21 protein-coding genes are annotated in these 25,913 nt (G+C 72.7%); 14 read left to right on the top strand and 7 right to left on the bottom strand.

Going from position 1 to position 25,913, the window contains the following annotated elements; all coding sequences use genetic code 11:
* Positions 1–144: 144 nt before the first annotated feature.
* Positions 145–1,464 (top strand): DUF222 domain-containing protein, encoded by a 1,320-nt coding sequence (locus CFI00_RS05550; protein WP_207084263.1) that lies wholly within the window; start codon positions 145–147, stop codon positions 1,462–1,464.
* 13 nt (positions 1,465–1,477) lie between these two features.
* On the opposite strand, the gene CFI00_RS05545 is transcribed toward CFI00_RS05550, so the two are convergent.
* Together CFI00_RS05545 and CFI00_RS05540 are read right to left on the bottom strand one after the other, a co-directional pair.
* A complete protein-coding gene (locus CFI00_RS05545) occupies positions 1,478–2,263 on the bottom strand; it encodes a polyphosphate polymerase domain-containing protein (RefSeq protein WP_207084262.1) in 786 nt (261 codons plus the stop codon).
* Positions 2,260–2,883, bottom strand: coding sequence for a DUF4956 domain-containing protein (locus tag CFI00_RS05540; protein ID WP_242532698.1), 624 nt, complete (start codon positions 2,881–2,883; stop codon positions 2,260–2,262). Before CFI00_RS05540 ends, CFI00_RS05545 begins: the two co-directional genes overlap by 4 nt.
* Positions 2,884–3,020: 137 nt before the next feature.
* Here CFI00_RS05540 and CFI00_RS05535 point away from each other — a divergent pair, with 137 nt between their 5' ends.
* The gene (locus CFI00_RS05535; RefSeq protein WP_207084261.1) at positions 3,021–3,356 is read left to right on the top strand and encodes a YnfA family protein; all 336 of its coding nucleotides are present in this window, start codon (positions 3,021–3,023) and stop codon (positions 3,354–3,356) included.
* Between the two features lie 9 nt (positions 3,357–3,365).
* Here CFI00_RS05535 and CFI00_RS05530 read toward each other — a convergent pair whose 3' ends face one another.
* Complete coding sequence (locus CFI00_RS05530; RefSeq protein ID WP_207084260.1) at positions 3,366–4,562, bottom strand: acyl-CoA dehydrogenase family protein; 1,197 nt, start codon at positions 4,560–4,562, stop codon at positions 3,366–3,368.
* Between the two features lie 100 nt (positions 4,563–4,662).
* On the opposite strand from CFI00_RS05530, the gene CFI00_RS05525 reads away from it, so the two are divergent.
* From CFI00_RS05525 to CFI00_RS05490, 8 genes are all read left to right on the top strand, one after another.
* On the top strand, positions 4,663–6,030 hold the full coding sequence (locus tag CFI00_RS05525; protein ID WP_207084259.1) for an alkaline phosphatase: 1,368 nt from the start codon (positions 4,663–4,665) through the stop codon (positions 6,028–6,030).
* An 86-nt stretch (positions 6,031–6,116) separates the two neighbouring features.
* The gene (locus CFI00_RS05520) at positions 6,117–7,145 is read left to right on the top strand and encodes an iron ABC transporter substrate-binding protein (protein ID WP_207084258.1); all 1,029 of its coding nucleotides are present in this window, start codon (positions 6,117–6,119) and stop codon (positions 7,143–7,145) included.
* Positions 7,146–7,195: 50 nt separating this feature from the next.
* Positions 7,196–8,701, top strand: a complete 1,506-nt coding sequence (locus CFI00_RS05515; protein WP_207084257.1) for an iron ABC transporter permease — start codon at positions 7,196–7,198, stop codon at positions 8,699–8,701.
* On the top strand, positions 8,698–9,747 hold the full coding sequence (locus CFI00_RS05510; protein ID WP_207084256.1) for an ABC transporter ATP-binding protein: 1,050 nt from the start codon (positions 8,698–8,700) through the stop codon (positions 9,745–9,747). The genes CFI00_RS05515 and CFI00_RS05510 overlap by 4 nt, the downstream gene beginning before the upstream one ends.
* Positions 9,744–12,302 carry an AMP-binding protein gene (locus tag CFI00_RS05505; protein ID WP_242532697.1) on the top strand — a complete coding sequence of 853 codons (2,559 nt, stop codon included), beginning with the start codon at positions 9,744–9,746 and terminating at the stop codon, positions 12,300–12,302. The genes CFI00_RS05510 and CFI00_RS05505 overlap by 4 nt, the downstream gene beginning before the upstream one ends.
* Before the next feature lie 54 nt (positions 12,303–12,356).
* Positions 12,357–14,132 carry a biotin carboxylase N-terminal domain-containing protein gene (locus CFI00_RS05500; RefSeq protein WP_242532696.1) on the top strand — a complete coding sequence of 592 codons (1,776 nt, stop codon included), beginning with the start codon at positions 12,357–12,359 and terminating at the stop codon, positions 14,130–14,132.
* 109 nt (positions 14,133–14,241) lie between these two features.
* Positions 14,242–14,865, top strand: coding sequence for a TetR/AcrR family transcriptional regulator (locus CFI00_RS05495; protein WP_207084255.1), 624 nt, complete (start codon positions 14,242–14,244; stop codon positions 14,863–14,865).
* A complete protein-coding gene (locus CFI00_RS05490) occupies positions 14,862–16,553 on the top strand; it encodes an FAD-binding dehydrogenase (protein ID WP_207084254.1) in 1,692 nt (563 codons plus the stop codon). Before CFI00_RS05495 ends, CFI00_RS05490 begins: the two co-directional genes overlap by 4 nt.
* Positions 16,554–16,556: 3 nt before the next feature.
* Here the strand turns inward: CFI00_RS05490 and CFI00_RS05485 are convergent, their stop codons facing one another.
* Together CFI00_RS05485 and CFI00_RS05480 are read right to left on the bottom strand one after the other, a co-directional pair.
* Positions 16,557–16,868, bottom strand: coding sequence for a hypothetical protein (locus CFI00_RS05485; RefSeq protein WP_207084253.1), 312 nt, complete (start codon positions 16,866–16,868; stop codon positions 16,557–16,559).
* 34 nt (positions 16,869–16,902) lie between these two features.
* Entirely contained in the window at positions 16,903–17,559 is a 657-nt protein-coding gene (locus CFI00_RS05480) for a TetR-like C-terminal domain-containing protein (protein ID WP_242532695.1), read from the bottom strand.
* A 172-nt stretch (positions 17,560–17,731) separates the two neighbouring features.
* On the opposite strand from CFI00_RS05480, the gene CFI00_RS05475 reads away from it, so the two are divergent.
* Positions 17,732–18,673: an NAD-dependent epimerase/dehydratase family protein gene (locus CFI00_RS05475; RefSeq protein WP_207084251.1), complete on the top strand. Its 942-nt coding sequence runs from the start codon at positions 17,732–17,734 to the stop codon at positions 18,671–18,673.
* 61 nt (positions 18,674–18,734) lie between these two features.
* Complete coding sequence (locus tag CFI00_RS05470) at positions 18,735–22,145, top strand: pyruvate carboxylase (RefSeq protein WP_207084250.1); 3,411 nt, start codon at positions 18,735–18,737, stop codon at positions 22,143–22,145.
* Here the strand turns inward: CFI00_RS05470 and CFI00_RS05465 are convergent.
* Positions 22,132–23,055 (bottom strand): SGNH/GDSL hydrolase family protein, encoded by a 924-nt coding sequence (locus CFI00_RS05465; protein ID WP_207084249.1) that lies wholly within the window; start codon positions 23,053–23,055, stop codon positions 22,132–22,134. The two genes, CFI00_RS05470 and CFI00_RS05465, sit on opposite strands and share 14 nt — an antisense overlap.
* The gene (locus CFI00_RS05460; RefSeq protein WP_207084248.1) at positions 23,052–24,299 is read right to left on the bottom strand and encodes a SpoIID/LytB domain-containing protein; all 1,248 of its coding nucleotides are present in this window, start codon (positions 24,297–24,299) and stop codon (positions 23,052–23,054) included. Before CFI00_RS05460 ends, CFI00_RS05465 begins: the two co-directional genes overlap by 4 nt.
* Positions 24,300–24,408: 109 nt before the next feature.
* On the opposite strand from CFI00_RS05460, the gene CFI00_RS05455 reads away from it, so the two are divergent.
* Together CFI00_RS05455 and CFI00_RS05450 are read left to right on the top strand one after the other, a co-directional pair.
* Complete coding sequence (locus tag CFI00_RS05455) at positions 24,409–25,221, top strand: hypothetical protein (protein ID WP_207084247.1); 813 nt, start codon at positions 24,409–24,411, stop codon at positions 25,219–25,221.
* Positions 25,222–25,250: 29 nt separating this feature from the next.
* Complete coding sequence (locus tag CFI00_RS05450; protein ID WP_207084246.1) at positions 25,251–25,907, top strand: hypothetical protein; 657 nt, start codon at positions 25,251–25,253, stop codon at positions 25,905–25,907.
* The last annotated feature ends 6 nt before the right edge of the window (positions 25,908–25,913 follow it).

The following is a 25,913-nucleotide window of genomic DNA, read 5'->3' as shown; positions in this document are numbered from 1 at the left end:
CTGAGGCGCCATTGGGACGCCAGGACCAGCTTCCAGATCAGCGCGTCAAACTAACCCGTCTCAATCCTGCCGGTAGGACAACCGGGAACTCACTCTGTCCACAACCCCTCTGTGACTGTCGGACCCCTCGTGTTGAGTGGATGCATGCCCACCACCCAGCCGCCGCTCACCGCAGCCGCGATCGCGGCCGTGCGGCGTGGGCTGCAGGTGGCGCTCGACGGCCCGAGCGGGCTCGACGACGCGGGCCGGCTCGACGCCATCCGCGCGCTGGAGGAGCTCGCCTGCACGGTGAGCGCTGCGCAGACGGCGCTGACGGCGGAGCTCGCCGACTCGACCGCCGCCGACCACGAGGTGCTCGGCATCCCTGCCGACCGGCGCGGCCAGGGCGTGGCGTCCATGGTGGCGATCGCGCGGCGGGAGTCGCCGCACCGCGGTCGACGGCACCTCGGCCTGGCCCAGGTCGTCCAGCGCGAGCTGCCCCACACGTGGTCGGCATGGCGGGCAGGCCGCATCACCGAGTGGCGGGCGACCGTGATCGCCCGCGAGACCGCGTGCCTCTCCCTCGAGCACCGTCTTGCCGTCGATGAGGCGTTGGCCTCCGACCCTGACGCGATCGAGGCGATGAGCGAGCGCCAGGTCGTCGCGGCCGCCACCGCCGAGGCAGCCCGGCTCGACGCCGCCTCCCTGGTCGCACGGCGCCGCAAGGCCGAGTCGGAGCGGTGCGTCTCGATCCGTCCCGCGCCCGACACGATGGTGTGGCTCACCGCGCTGCTCCCGGTGGCGTCCGGCGTCGCGGTCCACGCCGCCCTCACCCGCGAGGCCGACACCGCCCGCGCCCAGGGTGATCCCCGGACCAAGGGGCAGGTGATGGCCGATGAGCTGGTCGCCCGCGTCACCGGTGACAGCGCCGACCGTGGCCCCGGCGTCACCCTCAACCTCGTCATGCCGCACGACGCCCTCCTCGGCACCAGCGACGAGCCGGCCCACCTCACCGACCTCGGTCCCATCCCGGCCGAGCTCGCCCGCGAGGTGGTCGCAGGAGCGGTGGCATCGGGTGACGAGGTCTGGTTGCGTCGGCTCTACGCCTCGCCCACGACCGGGGAGCTCGTCGCCATGGACAGCCGGGCACGGGCACGCCGGTTCCCCGCCGGCTTGGCCCGCTTCATCCGGCTGCGCGACCAGGTCTGCCGCACCCCGTGGTGCGACGCCCCGATCCGTCACGCCGACCACGTGCACCGCCACGACGACGGCGGACCCACGTCGGGCCGCAACGGCCAAGGTGCCTGCGAGGCCTGCAACTACGCCAAGGAGGCACCGCGCTGGCGGGCCAGACCTGGGCCGGACGGCAGCGTGACGACCACCCTCCCGACCGGCCACACCTACTCCACGAGACCGCCGCCGATTGCGACGGTCCGCAGGCGGGCGCTCCCGGCTCTCCGGATCGACTACGTCCTGACCGGGTGAGGGACCCGGCCGGTCAGGACGAGAGGGACTCCTGTCGGCTGCCGAAGTGGTCGCGCAGCACCCGGTGCCAGCGGTTGGCCGGGAGCTGCGGGTTCAGCGCCGCCATGCCGACGGCGTACTTGCTGATCCGCACCGGTCGGAAGCCGCGGCGCCACAGCAACCGGTCTGCCTCTCCCGCGGCGCCGGACGCCTTGGTCTCCACCAGCACCCGGTCGTCCATCCCTCGCGACCGTCCCCCCTGATCGGTCAGGACCAGACCGGCGTCGCAGGTGAGCCTGCTGCCGGACGCGAGGTCGACGAGGGTCATCCGGCGATAGGTCGTGGTGAGGGTCGGCTCGAGGGCCTCGGCACCGCCACCGGAGAGGGCGAGCCGCTCCTCGACGAAGCTGCGGCCAGCCGCATCGAGGCTGTGCCGCTCCTCGACCGGGTGGTCGATGCGCTCCTTGACGGTCTCCTCCCGTCCGCCCGCGCGCTTGACCTCGAGCAGGCACGCTTCGCTGTCGAGGTAGGTGCGGGTGCGCACCTTGAACTTGCGCCGTCGTCCGCGCGCGGCGCCGAGGTAGGAGTCGAGATCGGGGGTGTCGAAGTAGACCGACTCGTAGCGGAACGCCCGCAGGCCGCCGATCTCCAGCACGCGGTGCGAGAGGCGCAGGCTGGCGACCAGGTCTGTGAAGGCTTCCGGGGTGAGCAGGTACTTCCGGTCCACCCGGGTCTGCAGCTCGGCAGCGGCAAGGACGTCGGGGAGGGAGCAGCCCTCGAGCACGTGCTCCGAACCGCGTACGGCGTCGAGCGCGTTCACCGGAGCGCCATCCCCTCGGTCTCGACGCGTCCGCTCCGGACGTCGTACGCCCCCTCGACGACCTGCGGCCGGACGGTGTAGCGGACGTCGACGACCGTGACATCGCGGACCAGGTCAGTCTCCGTCACGAACACCCGCGTGACGTCGGCGCCCAGCAGGCGGGCCAGGCGCTCGCGCAGCTCCGTCTCGTCGGTGATGGCGGCATCGAGCACGATGGTCTGGTGCCGGGAACCGGCGTAGATGCGCGGGTGGTCGGCGACGTACATCACGACCACGATGAGCAGGGTGGTCATGGGAGCGACCCACCAGGGGTCGGGACGCAGTCCGGCGATGAGGCCCAGTGCGAGCGAGGCGAAGTAGTAGGCCACCTCTTCCTGCGTGAGGGAGTTCGAGCGGAGCCGGATGATCGAGAGCACGCCGAAGAGACCGAGACCGAGCCCCGCCGCCACGCTGGCCGACGCGAGCACCAGGGTCACCGCCAGGACCCCGACATCGAGCGCGAGGTAGGCGATCAGCATGTCGCGACGACGATGCCGCTGGAAGTAGATGCCGTAGGCGAGGGTGCCGATGGCGAGGATGTTGGTGCCGATCACCATCAGGGTTGCTGCAGAGCTGTTCATGCAAGGGTCCTTTGCGTCCGAGTCCGACCAACATCCCGTTCTGCCATGAGTCCGCGTTAACAACAGGATGAGAGGCGCCTCATGGACGCGAGGTGACCGGGAGGTGAACGACGACGGGTCCTGCGAGACTCGTCCCCATGACGATCGCCAAGTCGCTGCTGCTCTTCGCCCTTGCGGCAGTCGCCGAGATCGGCGGGGCGTGGCTGGTGTGGCAGGGCGTGCGGGAGCACCGCGGCTGGCTGTGGATCGGGGCGGGCTTCGTGGCACTCGGCCTCTACGGCCTGGTCGCCACGCTGCAGCCGGACGCCAACTTCGGGCGGATCCTGGCGGCGTACGGCGGGGTGTTCGTGGCCGGGTCGCTGGCGTGGGGCATGGCCGTCGACGGCTTCCGCCCGGACCGCTACGACGTCGTCGGTGCGCTCGTGTGCCTCGTCGGCGTCGCCGTGATCATGTACGCCCCACGGCCCGCCTGAGCCTCAGCCTCACTCGACCGGCAGGCCGAGCCCCCGCGCGATGAGCATCCGCTGGACCTCCGAGGTGCCCTCGCCGATCTCGAGCACCTTGGCGTCGCGGTAGAACCGGACGACCGGGTACTCCTCCATGAAGCCGTAGCCGCCGAAGACCTGCGTCGCGATGCGGGTGGCGGTCACGGCCGACTCGGTGGCGTAGAGCTTGGCGACGGCGGCGGCCTGCTTGAAGGCGCCCATCGAGACCGACCTGCCCGCGTCCATCGCGTCCTTCATCGCGGCCGCCTTGTAGGTCAGCAGGCGCGAGGCATCGAGCATGACCTGGAGGTCGGAGACCTGGAAGGCGAGACCCTGCTTGCGCCCGATGGGCCCCTGAGAAGTCTGCCGCTCGCCGGCGTACTGCACCGACATGTCGAGGCAGGCCTGGATGCAGCCGACGGCGAGGGCAGCGATCGCGACGCGGCCGTCGTCGAGCGTGGCGAGGAACTGGGCGTAGCCGCGACCGCGCTCACCGAGGAGGTTGGCCTCGGGGACGCGTACGTCGCTGAAGGACAGTGGGTGGGTGTCGGAGGCGTGCCAGCCGAGCTTGTCGTACGCCTTCTCGGCGGTGAAGCCGGGCGTGCCGGAGGGGATCATGACCGTCGAGATCTCGGGGCGGCCGTCGGCGCGCTCGCCGGTGCGGGCCGTCACGGTGACCAGCGAGGTGATGGACGAGCCCGAGTTGGTGATGAACTGCTTGGAGCCGTTGACGACCCACTCGCCGTCCTCCAGCACCGCCTTCGTCTTCGTCGCCCCGGCGTCCGAGCCCGCGCCGGGCTCGGTGAGGCCGAAGCCCGCGAGCTTCTCGCCGGCGATGAGGTCGGGCAGCCAGGTCTTCTTCTGCTCGTCGGTGCCGAAGGTCAGGATCGGGTTGATGCCCAGGCCCACGGCCGCCTCGAGCGTGATGCCCATCGACTGGTCGACACGGCCGACCTCCTCGATGGCCAGGCACAGCGAGGTGAAGCCGCCGTCCTCGCCGGCCATGCCCGCGCCGCCGAACTCCTCGGGCGCGGTGAGGCCCATCAGGCCGAGCGCGCCCATCTTCTGCACGACGTCGGTCGGGAAGTGGTGCTCGCGGTCCCACTGCGCTGCGTGCGGCGCGATCTCGGCCTCCGCGAAGTCACGGACGCTGCGACGGAACTGCTCGTGCTCGGGGGACAGCTCGAAGGTCATGCAGCGCATGCTAGCGCGCGAGGTTAATGATCGCTAACCCCCTGTGGCAACGCGGCGTCGTCGTAGGCTGCCGACCCCCACAGCCGACGGAAGGATCGCCGTGGACCGCCGCACACTCCTGGTGGGAGGCACCGCACTCGTCGCCGCGGCGGCCGGAGCCGCGATCGGAGCCGTCGCCTCCGACGACGCCCCGGCTCGTCCCGCCGCGGACAGCCCGGTGACGGCGGCACCGCGGAGCGTCATCCTGCTCATCGGCGACGGCATGGACGACTCGATGATCACGGCCGCCCGCAACTACTCGGTGGGCGCCGCCGGTCGGCTCGCCCTGGACGGGCTGCCTGCCACCGGCGCGATGACGACGTACGGCCTCGCGACCGGCCCCGGGCCCGAGTACCCCGTCGTCTACGTCTCCGACTCCGCGGCGACGGCGAGCGGCTTCTCGACCGGCCACAAGACGGTCGACGGTCGCATCTCGCAGGGGCCGTCGAGCGCCCAGGACGTGCCGGGAGAGGACCACGAGACGGTCCTGGAGACCTTCGCGCGGCTCGGCAGGCGCACGGGCAACGTCTCCACCGCCGACATCACCGACGCCACGGCGGCGGCCGCGGCGGCCCACGTCAACGCCCGCTCCTGCCAGGACCCGACCACGATGGATGCGTGCCCGAGCGCACGGAAGTCGGCCGGCGGCCGGGGATCGATCGCCGAGCAGCTCGTGGACAACGAGGTCGACGTCCTGCTCGGCGGCGGCAGCGCGCGCTGGGACCGGTTGCTGGAGGACGGCTCGCAGACGCTGCTCGACTACGCCGCCTCCGCACACGGCTACCGCACCGTCGGCACGGCGGACGACCTCGACGCCGTCGACGACCTGGCTGACGGACCGGTCCTCGGGCTCTTCGCCCCCAACCACCTGACCCGCTCGTACGCCCCGCTCGTCGCGACGCGGGGCGGCGCCAGCACGCCGGACGGGAGGTGCACCCCGCAGGACCGCGGCACCGAGCCGACGCTCCGGCAGCTGACGGCCAAGGCGATCGAGCTGCTCGACAACCCCGACGGGTTCTTCCTCCAGGTCGAGGGCGCGAGCGTCGACAAGGCCGAGCACGAGCGTGACATCTGCGGCGCGATCGGCGAGCTCGAGGAGCTCGACCAGGCGGTCGAGGTCGCCCTCGCCCACCAGCGCGCCCATCCCGACACGCTCGTCATCGTCACCGGTGACCACGCCCACTCGACCCAGATCGTGACGAACGACGAAGGCGGCAGGAGGACCGCGACCGTCGTCACGGCCGACGGCGCCCCGATGACGGTCGCCTACTCCTCCGCCGAGGGCGGCGACCCCGGACGATCCAGCCACACGGGGGCGCAGGTCCGGGTGGCGGCCGTCGGCCCGCAGGCCGATCGGGTCACGGGCGTCATCGACCAGACCGACCTCTTCGCCCTCATGACCAGCGGCCTCGACACCGGCGGCGAGTGACCTCGCGGATGTGACGTACGCGATTCACCACACGACGGCCTGCGCGGCTAGAGTTAGGCGAGCCTAAGCAAAGTAAGGATGCCCTCGTGACGACCTCCCCCCGCCGCTCGGCCACGCGCGTCAGCGTGGCCCTCGCCAGCACCCTGCTCACTGCCTCGACCCTGTCGGGCTGCGGGGTCTTCGGCTCCCCCGACCTCGTCATCTACAACGCGCAGCACGAGCAGCTGCTCGACGAGCTGATCCCGCTCTTCGAGGAGGAGTCCGGGCTCGACGTCGAGCTGCGCCACGGCAAGGACCTCGAGATGGCCAACCAGATCACCGAGGAGGGCGAGGACTCGCCCGCCGACGTGTTCCTCACCGAGAACTCGCCCGCGATGACCATCGTGGACAACGCCGGGCTCTTCACCGAGCTGCCCGAGGCCGTGACCGCCACCATCCCGGACGACTACGTCCCCTCGGACCGCACCTGGACCGGTTTCCTGGCCCGCTCCACCGTCGCGATGTACAACACCGAGTCGATGACCGAGGCCGACATGCCTGCCTCGATCCTCGACTTCGCCGACCCCGAGTGGCAGGGCCGCGTGGCCTTCTCCCCCACCGGCGCCGACTTCCAGGCGATCGTGTCCGCCGTCCTCGAGCTCGAGGGCGAGGAGGCCACCCGCACCTGGCTGGAGGGCCTCGAGGCCAACGGCGTCATCGTGCAGAACAACCTCGTCGTCATGCAGTCGGTGGACTCCGGCGAGGTCGACGCCGGCATCGCATACCACTACTACTGGTACCGCGACCGCGAGGAGAACGGCACCGACTCCGACACCTCGGCGCTGCACTTCTTCGGCGACCAGGATCCGGGCGCGTTCCTCAGCATCTCCGGCGCCGGCATCCTCGCCAGCAGCGAGAAGCAGGAGGAGGCCGAGGAGTTCCTCACCTGGCTCACCGGCACCGAGGCCCAGCAGGCGATGGCCGAGTCGTACGCCCTGGAGTACCCGCTCAACCCCGACGCCAGCCTCGACCCCGCGGTCAAGCCGTTCGGCGAGCTCGAGCCGCCGCAGGTCGACGTCTCCTCGCTCAACGGCCCGCAGGTGACCGACCTGATGACCGAGGCGGGCCTGCTCTGACCGACTCCGGGCGCCGCACGCCGCCCCTGCTGCTCGCAGCAGGGGCGCTCGTGGCACTCCTGGCGCTGGTCCCGTTGGCCTACGTGGCCTCCTACGTCGTGATCATCGGTCCGGTCGACCTCTGGCAGCTCATCGCCCGACCGCGGATCGCCGAGCTGCTCCGCAACACCGTGACGCTCGCCCTCGCCTGCATGGCCGCGACGGTCGTGCTCGGGCTGGCACTCGCGGTGCTCGTCGAGCGCACCGACCTGCCCGGACGCCGGCTCTGGCACGGCCTGCTGGTGGCCCCACTGGCCGTGCCCGCCTTCGTCAACGGCTACGCCTGGGTCTCCCTCGACCGCAGCATCAACGGCTTCGGCGGCGCCTTCCTCGTCGTCACGCTGTCCTACTACCCCCTCGTCTACCTCCCCGTCGTGGCGATGCTGCGCCGCCTCGACCCCGCACTCGAGGAGTCGGCCTGGTCGCTCGGCCACTCCCGCACCCGCACCTTCCGCACCGTGGTCCTGCCGCAGCTGCGTCCCGCGCTGCTCGGCGGCGCACTGCTCGTGGGACTGCACCTGCTCGCCGAGTTCGGCGCGCTGTCGCTGCTGCGCTTCCCGACGTTCACCACCGCGATCTACGACCAGTACGGCTCGACCTTCAACGGCGCCGCCGCGACCGCGATGGCGGGCGTGCTGGTGCTGCTGTGCCTGGTGCTGCTGCTGGCCGAGCTGCGCCTGCGCGGCGACCGTCGCTACGCCCGCCTCGGCCGCGGCGCCGCCCGCAGCGCCGTCCCGCTGGACCTCGGCACCTGGCGCTGGCCGCTGGCGGCCACGGTCGGCGCGGTCGTGGTGCTCGCGATCGGCGTGCCCGCGTTCTCGCTGGTCCGCTGGCTGCTCGCCGGCACCTCGACCGAGTTCCCGCTCGGTGAGCTGACCCAGGCGCTCGTCTCGACCGTCGCCCTCGCACTGGCCGGCGCGGTCGCCACCACCCTCGCCGCGATCCCGGTGGTCTGGCTCGCGGTGCGCCACCGCGGCTGGGCCTCGACCGTCATCGAGCGCAGCACCTACGTCGCCAACGCCCTGCCCGGCATCGTCGTCGGCCTGGCCCTCGTGGTCGCCTCGCTGCGCGTGGTGCCGGTGGTCTACCAGACCGCGGGCCTGCTCGTGGCGGCGTACGCCATCCTCTTCCTGCCGCGTGCCGTGGTGACCGTGCGTGCCGGCCTGGAGCAGGCGCCGGTCGTGCTCGACGACGTCGCGCACGGCCTCGGGCTCGGCCCGCTCGCCACCGCGCGCCGCGTCACGCTGCCCCTAATCGCGCCGAGCCTGGGCGCCGGCGCCGCGCTCGTCTTCCTCGCGATCTCCACCGAGCTGACCGCCACTCTCATGCTGTCACCGATCGGCACCAGCACCCTCGCCACCGAGTTCTGGTCGGCGTCGTCGGAGCTGCGCTACGGCGCCGCCGCCCCCTACGCGCTGCTGCTGGTCCTCGTCTCGATCCCCGCGACGGTGCTGCTGATGCGCACCGACAGCCCCGCCACCGCCACCACCGTCGTCGAGGAGAGGGTCCCCGCATGAGCTCCGTGACCATCACCGGGGTCACCAGGTCGTTCGGCTCCACCCGCGCGGTCGACGACGTGACCCTCGAGGTCCCGCACGGCTCCTTCACGACCGTGCTCGGCCCCTCGGGCTGCGGCAAGACGACACTGCTCCGCCTGATCGCCGGCTTCCTCGTGCCCGAGTCCGGCACGATCGCCTTCGGCAGCACCGTCGTGGCCGGCGACGGCGTACGCCCCATGCCGCCGCAGGCGCGCCGGGTCGGCTACGTCCCCCAGGAGGGTGCGCTCTTCCCGCACCTCGACGTCGCCGCCAACATCTCCTTCGGCCTGTCCCGCGAGGAGCGCGGCACGACGGGTGAGGACCGCGTCGCGGAGATGCTCGACCTCGTCGAGCTGCCCGCCAACTTCCGTGACCGCCGCCCCGACGAGCTCTCCGGCGGCCAGCAGCAGCGCGTGGCCCTGGCCCGCTCGCTGGCACCAGCGCCGGCGGTCGTGCTGCTCGACGAGCCCTTCTCCTCCCTCGACGCCGGCCTGCGCGGCAGCACCGCGCGTGCGGTGCGCCGGGCGCTGCAGGCCACCAACACCACGGCCCTGCTGGTGACGCACGACCAGAACGAGGCGCTCTCCCTGGCCGACCAGGTCGCGGTGATGCGCGGCGGGCGCCTGGTGCAGTCGGCGCCGCCGAGCGAGGTCTACCTCTCCCCCAGCGACCCGCAGGTGGCGGAGTTCGTCGGCCGCGCGGTCGTCCTGCCCGGCACCGCCAGCGGGACGCGCGCCACGTGCGCGCTCGGCGAGGTCGTGCTGACCGCCCCGGCCGAGGGCGACGTCGCGCTGATGGTGCGTCCCGAGCAGGTCTTCGTCGACCTCGCCCACGCCGAGGGCGTGCCCGGCACGGTCGAGGAGGTCAGCTACTACGGCCACGACTGCGCCGTGCAGGTGCGCCTCGACGAGGGCACCTCGGTGCTCGCCCGGATGGCCGGCGTGCGCCACCCCGTCGCCGGCGACCCCGTCCACCTGCGCGTGACGGGGCTGGTCCGGGCCTACCGTGCCGCGGGGCTGCCGTGACCCTCACGTCCCCTTCTCCGCGGCTGCCCGCCGACACGTCCGCCCCGGTCCTCCGGCACGCCGGCTCCGGCGACGCCCCGGCCGTGGTCACCGACCACGAGGTGCTCACCCACGCCGAGCTCGCCCGTCGCGTCGCGGACCGCGCGCGGGCCTGGGGACCGGCCCGCCGCCTGGTGCTGGTCGAGGGTGCCAACGACCTGGACGCCCTGGTCGCCTACCTCGCCGCGCTCCAGCACGGCCACGTCGCGCTGGTCGTGCCCGACGGGCGCGAGGCCCAGCGTGCCGCGATGGTCGCGGCCTACGACCCCGACATCGTCTGCACCACCGGCGCGCCCGACGACGTACGCCGTGACGTCTCCACGCACGAGCTGCACCCCGAGCTGGCCCTCCTGCTGAGCACCTCGGGCACGACCGGGTCGCCGAAGCTGGTGCGGCTCTCGCGCGACAACGTGGCCAGCAATGCCGCCGCCATCGCCGACTACCTCGGCCTGCTCCCCGACGACCGCGCGATCACGGCGCTGCCGCTGCACTACTGCTACGGCCTGTCGGTGCTGCACTCCCACCTCGTCGCGGGCGCCAGCGTCGTGCTGACGTCGCTCAGCGTGGTCGACGAGTGCTTCTGGGACCTCTTCGCCCGCACCGGGGCGACCAGCTTCGCCGGCGTCCCGCACACCTTCGACCTGCTGGCCACCAGCGGCTTCGAGGACCGCGACCTCCCCCGCCTGCGCCAGGTGACCCAGGCCGGCGGACGCCTCGACCCCGACGCCGTACGCCGCTGGAGCAGGTTCGGGCGCAGCCACGGGTGGGACCTCGTCGTGATGTACGGCGCCACCGAGGCCACCGCGCGCATGGCCTGGCTGCCGCCGGACCTCGCCGAGGACCACCCGGGCGCGATCGGCGTGGCCATCCCCGGCGGCGAGCTGCGCCTCGACGAGACGGTGGACGACCGACCCGGGATCGGCGAGCTGGTCTACACCGGGCCCAACGTGATGCTGGGCTACGCCGAGACGCCCGCCGACCTCGCGCTCGGCCGGGTCACCACCGAGCTCCGCACCGGTGACCTGGCCCGCCGGGTCGACGGCCTCTTCGAGGTGGTGGGACGCCGTAACCGCTACGGCAAGGTCTTCGGCCTGCGCATCGACCTCGACGCCGTCGAGCAGACGCTGCGCGCCACCCTCGACCGCCACGCCCGGGTGGTGGCCACCGAGCGGATGGTCCACGTCTTCCTGGCCCACGGGCGCGCGAGTGCGGCGGCCCGGTCGCTCGCGACCAGCCACAGTGGCCTGCCCGCCCACGCCGTACGCGTCACCGTGCTCGCCCAGGTCCCGCTCACCAGCACGGGGAAGACCGACTACTCCGCGCTCGGCGAGCTGGCCGACCTCGCCGAGCAGTCCGCCGACGCGCCGGCCGCGGTCGCCGGGCTCGACCCCGTCCGCGCGGACTTCGTGCGCGTCCTCGGCCGTCCCGACGCCGACGGGGCGCACTCCTTCGTCGACCTCGGCGGCGACTCGCTGTCCTACGTCGAGCTCGCGACCCGGCTCGCCGACCACTTCCCCCACGGCCTGCCCCCGGGGTGGCACACCCGCCCCCTGGCCGAGCTGGAGGAGCTGGCCCTGGCCGCGACCGGGACGGACGACGAGGCCCGTCCACGCCGGTGGGCGCGCCTCGACACCACGGTCGCACTCCGCGCGCTGGCGATCGTCTTCGTCGTCGCGAGCCACGTCGACCTGGTCGGCCTCGAGGGCGGAGCGCACCTGCTGCTCGCGCTGGCCGGCTTCAACTTCGCCCGCTTCCAGCTCTCCGGAGCAGGGGGTGCGCGCGACCGGTTGCGCCACGGCCTGTCGGGCCTGGCCCAGCTCGTGGTCCCGTCGCTGATCTGGGTCGGTGGCGTCGCGCTGCTGCTCGGCACCTACGACCTGACCACCGCGCTCTTCGTGCGCGAGGTGGTCAACGGCACCGAGTGGGACGACCAGTGGCAGCTGTGGTTCCTGGAGTCGCTGGTCTGGATCACCGCCGCCGCGCTCGCGGTGTCCTGCGTGCCCCGGCTGCACCGCCTCGAGCGGCGTACGCCCTTCGGCTTCGCGCTGGGCGTGCTCGCCGTCACCGCCCTTGCGCGCTTCCTCGACGTCGGCCTGCGCGCCGGGGCCACCGAGCGCTACACGACGCTCGTGGTGGCGTTCTTCTTCGCCCTCGGCTGGGTCGCTGCTCGCGCGAGCGACACCCGTCGGCGCCTGCTCGTCACGGCGCTGGCCGCGGGCCTGACGGTCGGCTTCTTCGGCCAGCCGCACCGCGAGGTGATCGTGCTCGGCGGCTTCCTGCTCATGCTGTGGCTCCCCCACGTGTCGCTGCCGCCGGTCGTGGCCCGCGCCGCCGGCGTCCTGGCGGGCGCCAGCCTGTTCATCTACCTCACCCACTGGCAGGTCTACCCGGCCCTCGAGGACGCCGGCCACCCGTGGCTGGCCCTTGTGGCGTCGCTCACAGTCGGCATCGCCTACGCGCGCGTCGTGCGTCCGGTGCATCAGGCTGTCGGTCGCGCCATCCTCGCCTCGCGGTAGCCTGCCGAGCGGCACGCCTCCCGTCCACCGCACAGCCGACCCAGGAGTCCCCGCGTGAGCTTGAAGAAGGTCCTCATCGCCAACCGCGGCGAGATCGCCGTCCGCGTCATCCGCGCCTGCAAGGACGCCGGCATCGGCTCCGTCGCCGTCTACGCCGACCCGGACCGCGACGCGCTGTTCGTCCGCCTGGCCGACGAGGCCCACTCCCTCGGTGGCGCCACGCCCGCGGAGTCCTACCTCGACATCGCCAAGATCATCGCGATCGCCGAGAAGTCCGGCGCGGACTCGATCCACCCCGGCTACGGCTTCCTCGCCGAGAACGCCGACTTCGCCCAGGCCGTCATGGACGCCGGGCTGATCTGGATCGGCCCGCCGCCGGCCGCGATCGAGGCGCTGGGCGACAAGGCGAAGGCCAAGCACATCGCCGACCGGGCGAACGCCCCCCTGGCCCCGGGCACCAAGGACCCGGTCAAGGACGCTGACGAGGTCGTCGAGTTCGCCAAGGCCAACGGCCTCCCGGTCGCGATCAAGGCCGTCTTCGGTGGTGGCGGTCGCGGCCTCAAGGTCGCCCGCACGCTCGAGGAGATCCCCGACGCCTACGAGTCCGCCGTGCGCGAGGCCGTGACCGCCTTCGGTCGCGGCGAGTGCCTGGTGGAGAAGTTCCTCGACAAGCCGCGCCACGTCGAGACCCAGTGCCTGGCCGACCAGCACGGCAACGTCGTCGTGGTCTCCACGCGCGACTGCTCGCTCCAGCGCCGCAACCAGAAGCTGGTCGAGGAGGCGCCCGCGCCGTTCCTCACCGACGAGCAGATGACCGAGCTCTACGAGTCGTCCAAGCGGATCCTCACCGAGGCCGGCTACTACGGCGCCGGCACCTGCGAGTTCCTCGTGGCGCAGGACGGCACCATCTCCTTCCTCGAGGTCAACACCCGCCTCCAGGTCGAGCACTGCGTGTCCGAGGAGGTCACCGGCATCGACCTGGTCCGCGAGATGTTCCGCATCGCGGCGGGCGAGGAGCTCGGCTACGGCGACCCGGAGGTCCGCGGCCACTCGATCGAGTTCCGCATCAACGCCGAGGACGGCGGGCGCAACTTCATGCCCGCCCCCGGCACGCTGTCGGCCTGGTCGCCGCCCAGCGGTCCCGGCGTACGCCTCGACGGCGGCTACGAGAACGGCGAGACCATCCCGGGCTCGTTCGACTCCCTCATCGCCAAGCTGATCGTCACCGGCACCACCCGCACGCAGGCGCTGGAGCGCTCGCGCCGCGCCCTCGACGAGTTCGTCGTCGACGGCATGCCGACCGTGATCCCGTTCCACCGCGCGGTCGTGTCCGACCCGGCCTACGTCGGCGCCTCGACGCCGTCCGGCGAGGGCGAGTTCACCGTCTACACGCAGTGGATCGAGACCGAGTTCGACAACCAGATCGAGCCCTACTCCGGCGACTCCGCGGAGGCCGAGGAGGCTGGCGAGCGCCAGAAGGTCGTCGTCGAGGTCGGCGGACGCCGCCTCGAGGTCGTCCTCCCCGCCGGGCTCGGCGGGCTGTCCGCCGGCGGCCCTGCGGCCGGCGCCAAGAAGCCGAAGCGCTCGGGCAAGAAGGCCGGCGCCGCGGCATCCGGTGACGCGGTCACCTCGCCCATGCAGGGCACCATCGTCAAGGTCGCCGTCACCGACGGCCAGGAGGTCGCCGAGGGCGACGTCGTGGTCGTCATGGAGGCGATGAAGATGGAGCAGCCGCTGAAGGCCCACCGCGCCGGCACCGTCACCGGCCTCCAGGCCGAGGTCGGCGCGACCGTCACCAACGGCGCCGTGATCTGCGAGATCAAGGACTGAGCCGAGCGGACGTCATGGGAGCTGGTCGTTCGAGCGACCACTTCCCATGACGTCCTCAGCCGCCGCACAATAGATAGCAAGTACTCACTTTCTATGTAACACTGTCGGCGTGACGTCCTCCCCCCGCCGCACGCAGGCCGACCGCCGCGCCGGCACCATCACCGCCCTGCTCGACGCGACGGTGACGTGCCTGGCCGAGCGGGGGTACGCCGCCACCTCGACGGCCGCGGTCTGCGCAGAGGCCGGCGTCAGCCAGGGCGCCCTCTTCCGCCACTTCCCCACCCGGCAGGCGCTGCTCGTGGCCACCGCGGAGCACGTCGCGGCGCGCAACGTGGAGGAGTTCCGCACGACGGTCGGGTCCGACGTGGACACCGTCGACGACGTTGCGGCGGTCCTGGCACAGCTGCGCACGGTCGTCCTCTCGCCGGCCAACCAGACCTGGCGCGAGCTGCTCGTGGCCGCCCGCGCCGACGCCGAGCTGCGGACGGCTCTCCTGCCCGCCCGCGAGTCACTGCAGGCGCAGATGCTGGCCGTGGCCGCGGACCTCTGGGGCGACCGGCTGCCGGCCGGTGACCTCGCGGCGGTGCTCAGCATCGTCGTCAACATGCTCGACGGGCTGGCCTTCTCCGCCCTCGACCCCGACCCGGCGGCCGCCCCCGGCCGCACCGTCGAGCGGGCGCTGCGCCTGCTCGCCGAGATGATCGTCAGCCACTACCCGCAGGAGCAGTCGTGACCACGGACTTCACCCCCGACGTCATCGTCGTCGGCGCCGGACTGGCGGGCCTCGTCGCCACCCACGAGCTGGCACTGGCCGGCAAGCGGGTCCTGGTGCTCGACCAGGAGAACCGCCACAACCTCGGCGGGCAGGCGTGGTGGTCGCTCGGCGGGCTGCTCTTCGTCGACAGTCCCGAGCAGCGCCGGATGGGCATCAGGGACTCCCCCGAGCTCGCCTGGCAGGACTGGCAGGGCTCGGCCCAGTTCGACCGGCTCGGCGACGGCACCGACGGCCCCGGTCGCGGCGAGGACTTCTGGCCGCAGCGGTGGGCGCAGGCGTACGTCCGCTTCGCCCACGAGGAGAAGCGCGACTACATCCGCGCCCTCGGCCTGCGCTCGCTCCCCTTCGTCGGGTGGGCCGAGCGCGGCGACGGCCGCGCCAATGGCCACGGCAACTCGGTGCCCCGCTTCCACCTCACCTGGGGCACCGGCCCGGAGGTGGTGCGAATCTTCGCCGAGCCGGTCGAGCGCGCCGAGGCCGCCGGGCTCGTGCGCCTGGCGTTCCGCCACCGCGTCGACGAGCTGGTCGTCGAGGACGGTGCCGTGCTCGGCGTACGCGGTGCGTTGCTCGCCGAGGACGACGCCGAGCGAGGCGTGCGGTCGAGCCGGGACGAGGTCGGCGACTTCGAGCACCGGGCACCCGCCGTCGTCGTGACGAGCGGCGGGATCGGCCACAACCACGAGCTGATGCGTCGCAGCTGGCCGACCGATCGCGTCGGCGCCGCGCCCGAGCACCTGATCTCCGGCGTGCCTGCCCACGTCGACGGCCGCATGCAGGCGATCTCCGAGACCGCGGGCGCGACGATGGTCAACCGCGACCGGATGTGGGCCTACACCGAGGGCATCCACAACTGGGACCCCGTCTGGCCCGACCACGCCATCCGGATCCTCCCCGGCCCGTCGTCGATGTGGTTCGACGCGACCGGCAAGCGGCTCGAGGGCATGTCGGGCGTGCCCGGCGCGGACTCGATCGGTGCGATGAAGCAGATCCTCGCGACCGGCCACGACTACTCGTGGTTCGTACTGACGCAGTCGATCATCGAGAAGGAGTTCGCCCTCTCCGGCTCCGAGCAGAACCCCGACATCACCGGCAAGGACCTGAAGTTCCTCGCCAGGACGCGGCTGGCCAAGGGCGCCCCCGGCCCGGTCGAGGCCTTCAAGGAGCACGGCGTCGACTTCGTCGTGGCCGACGACCTGGACGAGCTCGTGACCGGCATGAACGAGCTCGCCCGCGGGCCGAAGCTCGACGCCGACGAGCTGCGCACCCAGGTCGAGGCGCGCGACCGCGAGATGGACAACCCGTTCGCCAAGGACGTGCAGGTGATGGCGATCCACAACGCCCGCCGCAGCCGCACGGACAAGCTGATCCGCGTCGCCAAGCCGCACAAGGTCCTCGACCCGGCCCACGGCCCGCTCATCGCGGTGCGCCTCAACATCCTGTCCCGCAAGACGCTCGGCGGTCTCGAGACCGACCTCGACGGCCAGTGCGTGGCGGCCGACGGCTCGCGCGTCCCTGGCCTGTACGCCGCGGGCGAGGTCGCCGGCTTCGGCGGCGGCGGGGTGCACGGCTACAACGCGCTCGAGGGCACCTTCCTCGGCGGCTGCATCTTCTCCGGGAGGTCGGTCGCGCGAGCGCTGGCGCGGTGAGGCTCAGCCGCAGTCGCCGCCGCCAGAACCGAAGTCGCCGCCCCCGCCCCCGAAGCCACCGATGAAGTGGCCGGCACTCCGCCCGGCACCGCCGTCCGCACCGGGGAGCGGAGAGACGACCGCGTAGGTCAGCACCGCTGCGATGGACGCCCCCACCACGCCGGCTAGCAGGACCACGCCGCCACGGACGCCGCCACCCGACTGCAGCGCGGCGAGCACGCAGGCACCCAGCACGACCGTCGCCACCACGGCGACGACGGGCCACACGCGGCGGCGGGACGACGACACGGCACTGGCGACCTGGGTACCCCTCATGGCCCGAGTGTGGCGCACGGCGGGCCGGAAAGCACTAGCCCAGCCCGACGGCCTCCACCAGCGCGTCGAGGTGGTGCTCGAAGAGGTCACCCGGCTGGGCGAACGTGTCGGCGCCGTACTGCCCGAAGACCTCGAAGCCGATGCAGCCGAAGAGCGCTGCCCAGCCGAAGAGCCCGCGGGCGATGAGCGCGTCCGGCGCGGTGATCGCCATCTGGCGCCGGATCCGCGCGAGGTCGCGGGACAACCGTCGCGGCGCAAGCGCACCGTCGTCGACCGCGACCTCGCCGGCGCGCCACGCGTCCTCCCACACCTCCACGAGCCGTCCGACGACGCGCGTGCCGGGTCCGGTGGTCTGCTCGGCCGGCGCCTCGTAGCCCGGCACCGGGCTTCCGAAGAGCAGGGCGTACGTCGCCGGCTCGGCCAGCGCCCAGGCGCGCACCGCACGGCCGATCACCCGCATCCGCTCGGCGTGGTCGGAGGCGTCGACCTTCGCGAGCGCGGCGTCCACCGCGTCGCCGAGCTCGTCGTAGCCGTCCACCACCAGGAGCGTCAGGAGCTCGTCGCGGCTCGCGACGTAGCGGTAGACCGCCGACGAGACGACGCCGAGGTCGCGGGCAACCGCGCGGAGGGACAGCGCAGCCGCCCCGTCGGTCGCGAGGTGCACGCGACCGATCCGGACGATGTCGCGCATCGTCTGCTCCCTGGCTCTGCTGCGAGGCGTCGAGGCGGCTTCGTCCATGCGCTGATCATCGCACAACAGAGAGCACTGATGGTGAACGAGAGCACCGCTCTTGTGTTTGGCAGGCCGCGGGTGCATCATGGAGATACCGAGAGCACCGCTCTCTCTTTTCCGAGGAGATTCCATGAACACCGTCCACGTCGTCACCGGTGCGGGCCCCGTCGGCACCACCGTCGCCCTCCAGCTCGCGGACGCCGGGCAGCAGGTGCGCCTGCTCACCCGCTCGGGCAGCGGACCGGACCACCCGTCGATCGAGCGGCGGAGGGTCGATGTGTCGCGCCCCGACGCCCTCGCCGGAGCCTTCGCCGGAGCGACCGCGGTGCACCACTGCATCCACGGGTCGGCGTACGACGCCCGCGTCTGGCGCGAGGAGCTCCCCCGCGCAGAGGAGGCCGTCCTCGAGGCGGCCGGCAGGATCGGTGCGGTCGTCGTCTTCCCCGAGAGCCTCTACTCCCACGGCCCGGTCGATGGTCCGATCACCGAGGAGACCCCGCGGACCGCGACCGGCGGCAAGCTCGGCGTGCGCACCGACCTGCTCGCCCGGCGCGAGGCGTCGGCGACCCCGACCGTCAGTGTCGCGGCGTCCGACTTCTACGGCCCCCTGGTGCGCAACGCCCACGCCGGCGAGCGGATGGTGCCGACGGTGCTCGTCGGGAGGACCATGCGCGTCCTGGGTAGCCTCGACCAGCCGCACTCCTTCACCTACGTCCCCGACCTCGCGGCGGCGATGGTCGAGGCCGCTCGTCGCGAGGACCTGTGGAACTCGTTCCTGCACGCCCCGACGGCCGCGCCGGTCACCCAGCGGCGCCTGGTCGAGGCGATCGCGACCGCGGGCGGCGTCACCGTGCCGCGCACGTCGGCGGTCCCGCCGTGGGTGCTGCACGCGTCGGGACTGGTGTCGCGGGAGATGCGCGAGCTGGCCGAGACGTCGTACATGTTCGCCGCACCGTTCGTCATGGACTCGACGGCCAGCGAGCAGCGCCTCGGCCTGGCACCCACCCCGATGGCCGAGGGACTGGCTGCCACGGTCGCGTGGTGGCGGGAGCAGGAGCGCGCAGCCGCCTGATCCCGCCCGCGGTACGGACGAGTAACCCAGGTCACACCCGTCACTCGATAGCGTTCGGGCCATGTTCTCCAAGGTGCTCGTCGCCAACCGTGGCGAGATCGCAGTCCGGGCCTTCCGTGCCGCGCGTGAGATCGGCGCGCGCACGGTGGCCGTCTTCCCCCACGAGGACCGCTGGTCCGAGCACCGGATGAAGGCCGAGGAGGCCTACCAGATCGGTGAGGTCGGCCACCCGGTCCGCGCCTACCTCGACCCGCAGGCGATCGTCGAGGTGGCCGTGAAGTGCGGGGCGGACGCGATCTACCCCGGCTACGGCTTCCTGTCGGAGAACCCCGCCCTCGCCGAGGCCTGCGCCGAGGCGGGCATCACGTTCATCGGCCCCAGCGCCGAGGTGCTGACCCTGACCGGCAACAAGGCCCGCGCGATCGCCGCGGCCAAGGCGGCCGGCGTCCCGGTGCTCGAGTCGGTGCCGCCGTCGACCGACGTCGACGAGCTGCTGGCCGCGGCCGAGCAGATCGAGGCGCCGCTCTTCGTCAAGGCCGTCGCCGGCGGCGGCGGGCGCGGCATGCGGCGCGTCGACGACCGGGCGGACCTCCGCGAGGCGATCGAGACCTGCATGCGCGAGGCCGAGGGCGCCTTCGGCGACCCGACGGTCTTCATCGAGCAGGCCGTGGTCGACCCGCGCCACATCGAGGTGCAGATCCTCGCGGATGGAACCAGCGGGACCGGCTCCGAGGACTCGGACGATGGAGTGATCCACCTCTACGAGCGCGACTGCTCGGTCCAGCGCCGCCACCAGAAGGTCGTGGAGATCGCACCCGCGCCCAACCTCGACCCCGAGGTCCGGAAGAACATGTGCGCCGACGCGGTGCGCTTCGCCCGCGAGATCGGCTACAAGAACGCCGGCACGGTCGAGTTCCTGCTCGACCCCAGCGGGAAGTACGTCTTCATCGAGATGAACCCCCGCATCCAGGTCGAGCACACCGTCACCGAGGAGGTCACCGCCGTCGACCTGGTGCAGTCGCAGATGCTCATCGCGGCGGGGGCGACGCTGGCCGACCTCGACCTGACCCAGGACTCCGTGCAGCCGCGCGGCTTCGCGCTCCAGTGCCGCATCACCACCGAGGACCCCGCCAACGGCTTCCGGCCCGACACCGGGAAGATCACCACCTACCGCTCCCCCGGCGGCCCCGGCGTACGCCTCGACGGCGGCACCACCTACACCGGCGCCGAGATCAGCCCGCACTTCGACTCGATGCTCGCCAAGCTCACCTGCCGCGGGCGCACCTTCGAGGCAGCGGTGCAGAAGGCACGTCGCGCGCTGCTCGAGTTCCGGATCCGTGGCGTCTCCACCAACGTCGGGTTCCTCCAGGCCGTGCTGGCCGACCCCGACTTCGCCGCCGGTGGCGTCACCACCTCCTTCATCGAGGACCACCCCTCCCTCCTCAAGGCCCAGCTCGGCCGCGACCGCGCGACGAAGCTGCTGGCCTACCTCGCCGACGTGACGGTCAACCAGCCGCACGGCGCCGCCCCGGTGACCATCGCGCCGGTCACCAAGCTCCCCGAGCTCGACCGCTCGCAGCCGGCGCCCGACGGCACCCGGCAGCTGCTGCGCGAGATCGGGCCCGAGGAGTTCGCCCGCCGCCTGCGCGCGCAGGACCGCGTGGCTGTCACCGACACCACCTTCCGCGACGCCCATCAGTCGCTGCTCGCGACACGCGTCCGCACCCGCGACCTGCTCGCGGTCGCCGACCACGTCTCCCGCACCACCCCGCAGCTGTGGTCGCTGGAGTGCTGGGGCGGGGCGACGTACGACGTCGCGCTGCGCTTCCTCTCCGAGGACCCGTGGGAGCGGCTGGCCGCGCTGCGCGAGGCGGTGCCCAACATCGGCCTCCAGATGCTGCTGCGCGGGCGCAACACCGTCGGCTACACGCCGTACCCGACCGAGGTCACCGAGGCCTTCGTCCAGGAGGCCGCCGAGACCGGGATCGACGTGTTCCGGATCTTCGACGCCCTCAACGACGTCTCCCAGATGCGCCCGGCCATCGACGCCGTGCGCGGCACCGGGACGTCCGTGGCCGAGGTCGCGCTGTGCTACACCGGCGACCTGTCCTCGCCCGGCGAGAAGCTCTACACCCTCGACTACTACCTGCGCCTCGCCGAGCAGATCGTCGACGCCGGCGCCCACGTGCTGGCGATCAAGGACATGGCCGGCCTGCTCCGTGCCCCGGCCGCACGCACGCTCGTCACCGCCCTGCGCGAGCGCTTCGACCTCCCCGTGCACCTCCACACCCACGACACCCCGGGCGGCCAGCTCGCCACCCTGCTCGCCGCGATCGACGCCGGGGTCGACGCGGTCGACGCCGCCTGCGCCGCGATGGCCGGCACCACGTCGCAGCCGGCGCTCTCCGCACTGGTCTCCGCGACCGACCACTCCGAGCGCGAGACCGGGCTGTCGCTGGCCGCGGTCAACGCGATGGAGCCCTACTGGGAGGCCACCCGTCGCGTCTACGCACCCTTCGAGTCGGGCCTGCCCGCCCCCACGGGCCGCGTCTACCGCCACGAGATCCCCGGCGGCCAGCTCTCCAACCTGCGCCAGCAGGCGATCGCGCTGGGCCTGGGCGAGAAGTTCGAGCAGGTCGAGGACATGTATGCCGCGGCCAACGACATCCTCGGCAACGTCGTGAAGGTGACCCCGTCCTCGAAGGTGGTCGGCGACCTCGCCCTGGCGCTCGTCGCCGCGGGCGCGGACCCGGCTGAGTTCGAGGCCGACCCGGCGTCGTACGACGTGCCGGACTCGGTGATCGGCTTCCTCAGCGGCGAGCTGGGCGACCCGCCCGGCGGCTGGCCGGAGCCCTTCCGCACCAAGGCGCTGGCCGGGCGCACCTGGAAGCAGCCCACGGAGACCCTGACCACCGAGCAGCAGGCCGACCTGGCCTCCGACCGACGCGAGACGCTCAACGAGCTGCTCTTCCCCGGACCCAACGCCGCCTTCCACGACTCACGGGAGACCTACGGCGACCTGTCGGCGATCTCCACCGTCGACTACCTCTACGGCCTGCGCCGCGGCGAGGAGCACCGGGTGCTGGTGCGCGAGGGACGCGAGATGCTCTTCGGCCTCGAGGCGATCAGCGAGCCCGACGAGCGCGGCTACCGCAACGTGATGGCCACCATCGACGGCCAGCTGCGTCCGGTGTCGGTGCGCGACCGCAGCGTCGCGGCCGAGGAGGTCTCGACCGAGAAGGCCGACCCGAGGACGCCGGGACACGTGGCCGCGCCCTACGACGGCGCCGTGACGGTGACGGTCGCCGAGGGCGACGAGGTGGAGGCCGGACAGACCGTGGCCACGATCGAGGCGATGAAGATGGAGGCGTCGATCACCGCTCCCGTCGCCGGGACCGTGTCGCGGCTCGCCGTGCGGACCACGCAGGCCGTCGAGGGCGGCGACCTGGTGCTGGCGATCAGCCCTCGTTGAGGACGACCACGTCGGGGTCGGGCTCGGCGTACTCGGTGACCTCCGGCTCCTCGCCGGTGATCTCGCCGAAGACCTCGACCGCCACGGCGCGCATGCCGTTCACCTTGGGGTGGAACGGTGCGGCGACACCGGGACGGAGCTGCGGACCGTTGACCCACGCGCGACCCTTGGCGCAGACGTCGTGCCCCTCCGAGACGGACTCCATGTCGACGTACGACGCCCCCGCCGCCTCCGCGCCGCGGCGCAGGGAGGCGTTGAGGACCTCGGCGACCTCGGCGACCGGCCCGAGCACGTCGGCCGCGACGCCGACCGCGCGGCAGGTGCCCTCGGTCGGCAGGATGTCGGGGTAGCCGACGACGTAGACGCTCGCACCGGGGGCGGCGTCGGTGATGCTGCGTACGGCCTTCTCGATCCGACCAGCGACCTTGCGGGCGTCGGCGGTGAGGTCGTCGACGGCACACGGCTGGCCGTTCTGGCAGCCGATGAGCGAGTCGTAGATGCGGAAGTCGTTGCCGCCCATCCCGATCGTCACGAGGTCGGTCTCGGCGGTCACGGCGTCGAGCTGCGGGCCGGTCGTGGCGCCGTTGAACATCGTCATCGTGCCGTAGAGGTCGGTCGTCGTCGCCGCCGAGCAGGTGACGTCGGTGTAGCTCTCGACGTCGAGCCAGTCGGCGAGGAAGGCGGGGTAGTTGTCGCGCGAGCGCGCGCAGCCCTCGGGGTCGTTGCGCATGGTGCCGATGAAGGGGCCGGCCGAGAACGAGTCGCCGAGCGCGACGTAGTCGATTCCGGACGTCACCTCGGGCTCGACGAGGCCGGGCAGGTCGCTCTCGCTCGCGCCACCGGCCTCGCAGGCCGTGGTCGCGAGGACGAGGGCGCCGAGCGTGGCCGCGAGCCGTCCGGTGATCCTCACTGCCGGGCCCGACCCTTCTGCCGCGGCTCGACCGCGAAGGTGAACCAGTCGGAGCTGAGGCCGAAGGCGGAACGGACGGTGTCGCCGTCGACGCGCGCGGTGCCCGTGGTGCCGACGAAGGCCATGTCGGTGATCCGGCCGCCCCAGTCGCCGTTGCCGTCGCGGGCGGTCACCTCGATGCTGGTGAGGTCGCCGATGGCGGGCCACTGCTTCTCCACCATGGTGTCGTCGAGGGTCTCGGTCCAGGTGGAGTACGTCGGGTTGGCGAGACCGTCGTAGGGGTCGGGCTGCGCGACGAGGTAGGGCATGGACCCGGCCGAGGAGAAGCCGCCGTTGCTGGCAGAGAACTGGGTGAAGGCAGGCTGGCCGTCGTAGAGGACTCCCTGGCCCCGGGTGGCCTTGATGGCTGCGGTCGCGGCCGGGTGCTCGACGTCGACGCCGCCGTAGACCTGGCACTGTGTGGTGTCGCAGAGGTCGTAGCGCTCGCCCTTGTTGGCCCGACGCTCGAAGGCGGCGTAGGTGCGGGCGGCGACCGACTGTGCGCTGACCGCGTCCGGCTCCCAGAGTGCGGGCACCTCCTGCGGGACCACGCCGCGCAGGTAGGCCTCCATGCCGAGCTTGTTGACCGTGATCCGCTTGCCTCCGCGCGGGGCCACCGACTGGAGGGTGCCGCGGTAGTCGCGGCGGGCGCCCGGCACGACGAGCGTGAGCACGCCGTCGGCCGCGGAGAGCTCGGCCTCGCCGGGGACGGTCCGCCAGGTCTTCCAGCGCCCACCCCTGGTCCACTGCACCGCGGTGTCGCTGCCCTGCGCGACCAGGCGCCACTTCCTCGCGTCCACGGCCGGGAGGCGCCAGGTCCGCTGGCGGGCGAGGCTGGTCACCTTGATCGCGCGCTCGGAGACGACCTGGACGTCACGTCCGGTGTCGGCGGTGATCCAGATGCGCAGCTTTCCGCCGATCCGGCCCCAGGTGGTGCCGGGGTAGTAGAAGCCGACGATCTGCTGCCAGGTCAGGCCCTGGCCCGCGGCACCGAGTGCGCCGTACTGCGAGAGCCCGTGGCCGTGGCCGAAGCCGTGGCCGGTGACGGTGATCGCGGTGCTGCCGGGGGTCGGCCAGGTCTCGGCCAGGCGACGCTCGTCGCCGCGCTCGGCCGAGGCCCCCGTGGCGAGCAGCGGGACCAGCAGCACGCCCGCGGCGGCAGCGAGCAGCCGACGGGCAGGTCGTGGGCGGATCGGGTCAGGCATGGCGTGGGTTCTCCCCCGAGACATCAGTGAGCAGAACCTCCGAGAATACAGGCGGAGGACGAACCCTCGCAGGGGTCCGTGCAGACCCGATCGGTGGCACAGTGGAGGGATGATGGGCCGTCGCCGACGGGAGCGGCACGAGCAGGAGCTTGCGGAGCTGGACTCGTTCCGGCTGGTGCGGCGCGCCGCGGACGAGGACGTGACTCGCTTCGGGGAGGAGCTCGTCGGCTTGCACCTCGACACCCTCGGCACCCATCTCGACGAGCAGATGCGCAACGACTACCAGCGCGCCCTCGACGACTACGAGCGTGCGAAGTCCGCCCTGGCGCGGGCGTCGTCGGCCCCGGAGGTCACCGCCGTGACCAGCACCCTCGCCGACGGCCGCTTCCACCACGCGTGCGTGCTGGCCGCGCAGGCCGGGGACGTACGCCCCGCACGGAGGCCTCCGTGCTTCTTCGACCCTGCCCACGGCCCGGCGTCGCGCGACGTCGAGTGGGCGCCGACGGGTGGGGTCGCCCGCTCGGTCCCCGTCTGCTTCCGCGACGCCGAGCGCCTCGCCGCAGGGGGGCAGCCCGAGGTCAGGCTGGTCCGTCTCGGGGACCGACGGGTCGCGTGGTTCGCCTCCGGGCCGCGCTACGCCGCCTGGGCCGGCGGGTGGTACGCCGAGCTCGTGGCCGAGGGCCGGATCGAGGCCGAGCGCCTCACCATGGCGTACGCCGGCGCGGACCTCCCCGGCCGTGCGGGCGGCCCCCAGTTGCCGATCGCGGCGGCGTGGGCCGATCCCGGGGCGTGGTCCGACGGCGGGATGATCGGCGGCCACGACTACTCCGGGTGGGGCGAGGGCGGCATCGGCGGTGGCGGCGGTGTCGACGGCGGAGGTGCGGGAGGGGACGGCGGCGGTGGGGGCGGCGGGGACGGCTGAGGCGGTCCCACCCGTGGCAGACTCCCGCCATGTTCGGGGGACGACGCCGCAGGCGCGAGGAAGAGCTGGTGGCCAAGGACCGGTGGCGCACGGCGCGCCGACTGGTGGACGAGGACGTCACCGTGCTGGGCGAGCAGCTCGCCGAGCTCCACGTCGACACCCTCGCCGACGACCTCGACCCGGTCGCCCGCGACCACTACCGCCGCGCCCTCGAGCACTACGACCAGGCCGCCCAGCTCCTGGCCGCCAGCACGAGCGCCGAGGACGTCCTCGCGGTCGAGCAGGTCGTCGCGGACGCGCGCTACCACCGCGCCGCCGTGCTCGCCGTGCGCGACGGCGAGCCGCTTCCCGAGCGACGCGAGCCCTGCTTCTTCGACCCGCGCCACGGCCCGTCCATGCAGGACGTGGAGTGGGCCCCGCCCAGCGGTGCTGCGCGCACGATCGCCGTCTGCGCCGCCGACGCCCGTCGCCTCTCGGCCGGCGAGGAGCCGCTCGTGCGGCTGGTGCGGGTCGGGGACCGCTGGGTGCCGTGGCACCTCTCCAGCGGCACCGGCGGGGCGATCGACGCGGGCGTCCAGCTCGCGCGAGGCTCGTCCCACGGCGTGCACGGCCAGCAGAACCTGGCCCAGGCCTACCTCAAGCAGACGACCGACGGAGCGAGCGGGATCCACGGCCCCTTCGGCTGACCCGCT

Origin of the sequence: Nocardioides sp. S5 (assembly GCF_017310035.1) — a bacterium.
Classification (GTDB): Bacteria; Actinomycetota; Actinomycetes; order Propionibacteriales; family Nocardioidaceae; genus Nocardioides.
This window is presented reverse-complemented; position numbering and strand designations above follow the sequence as displayed.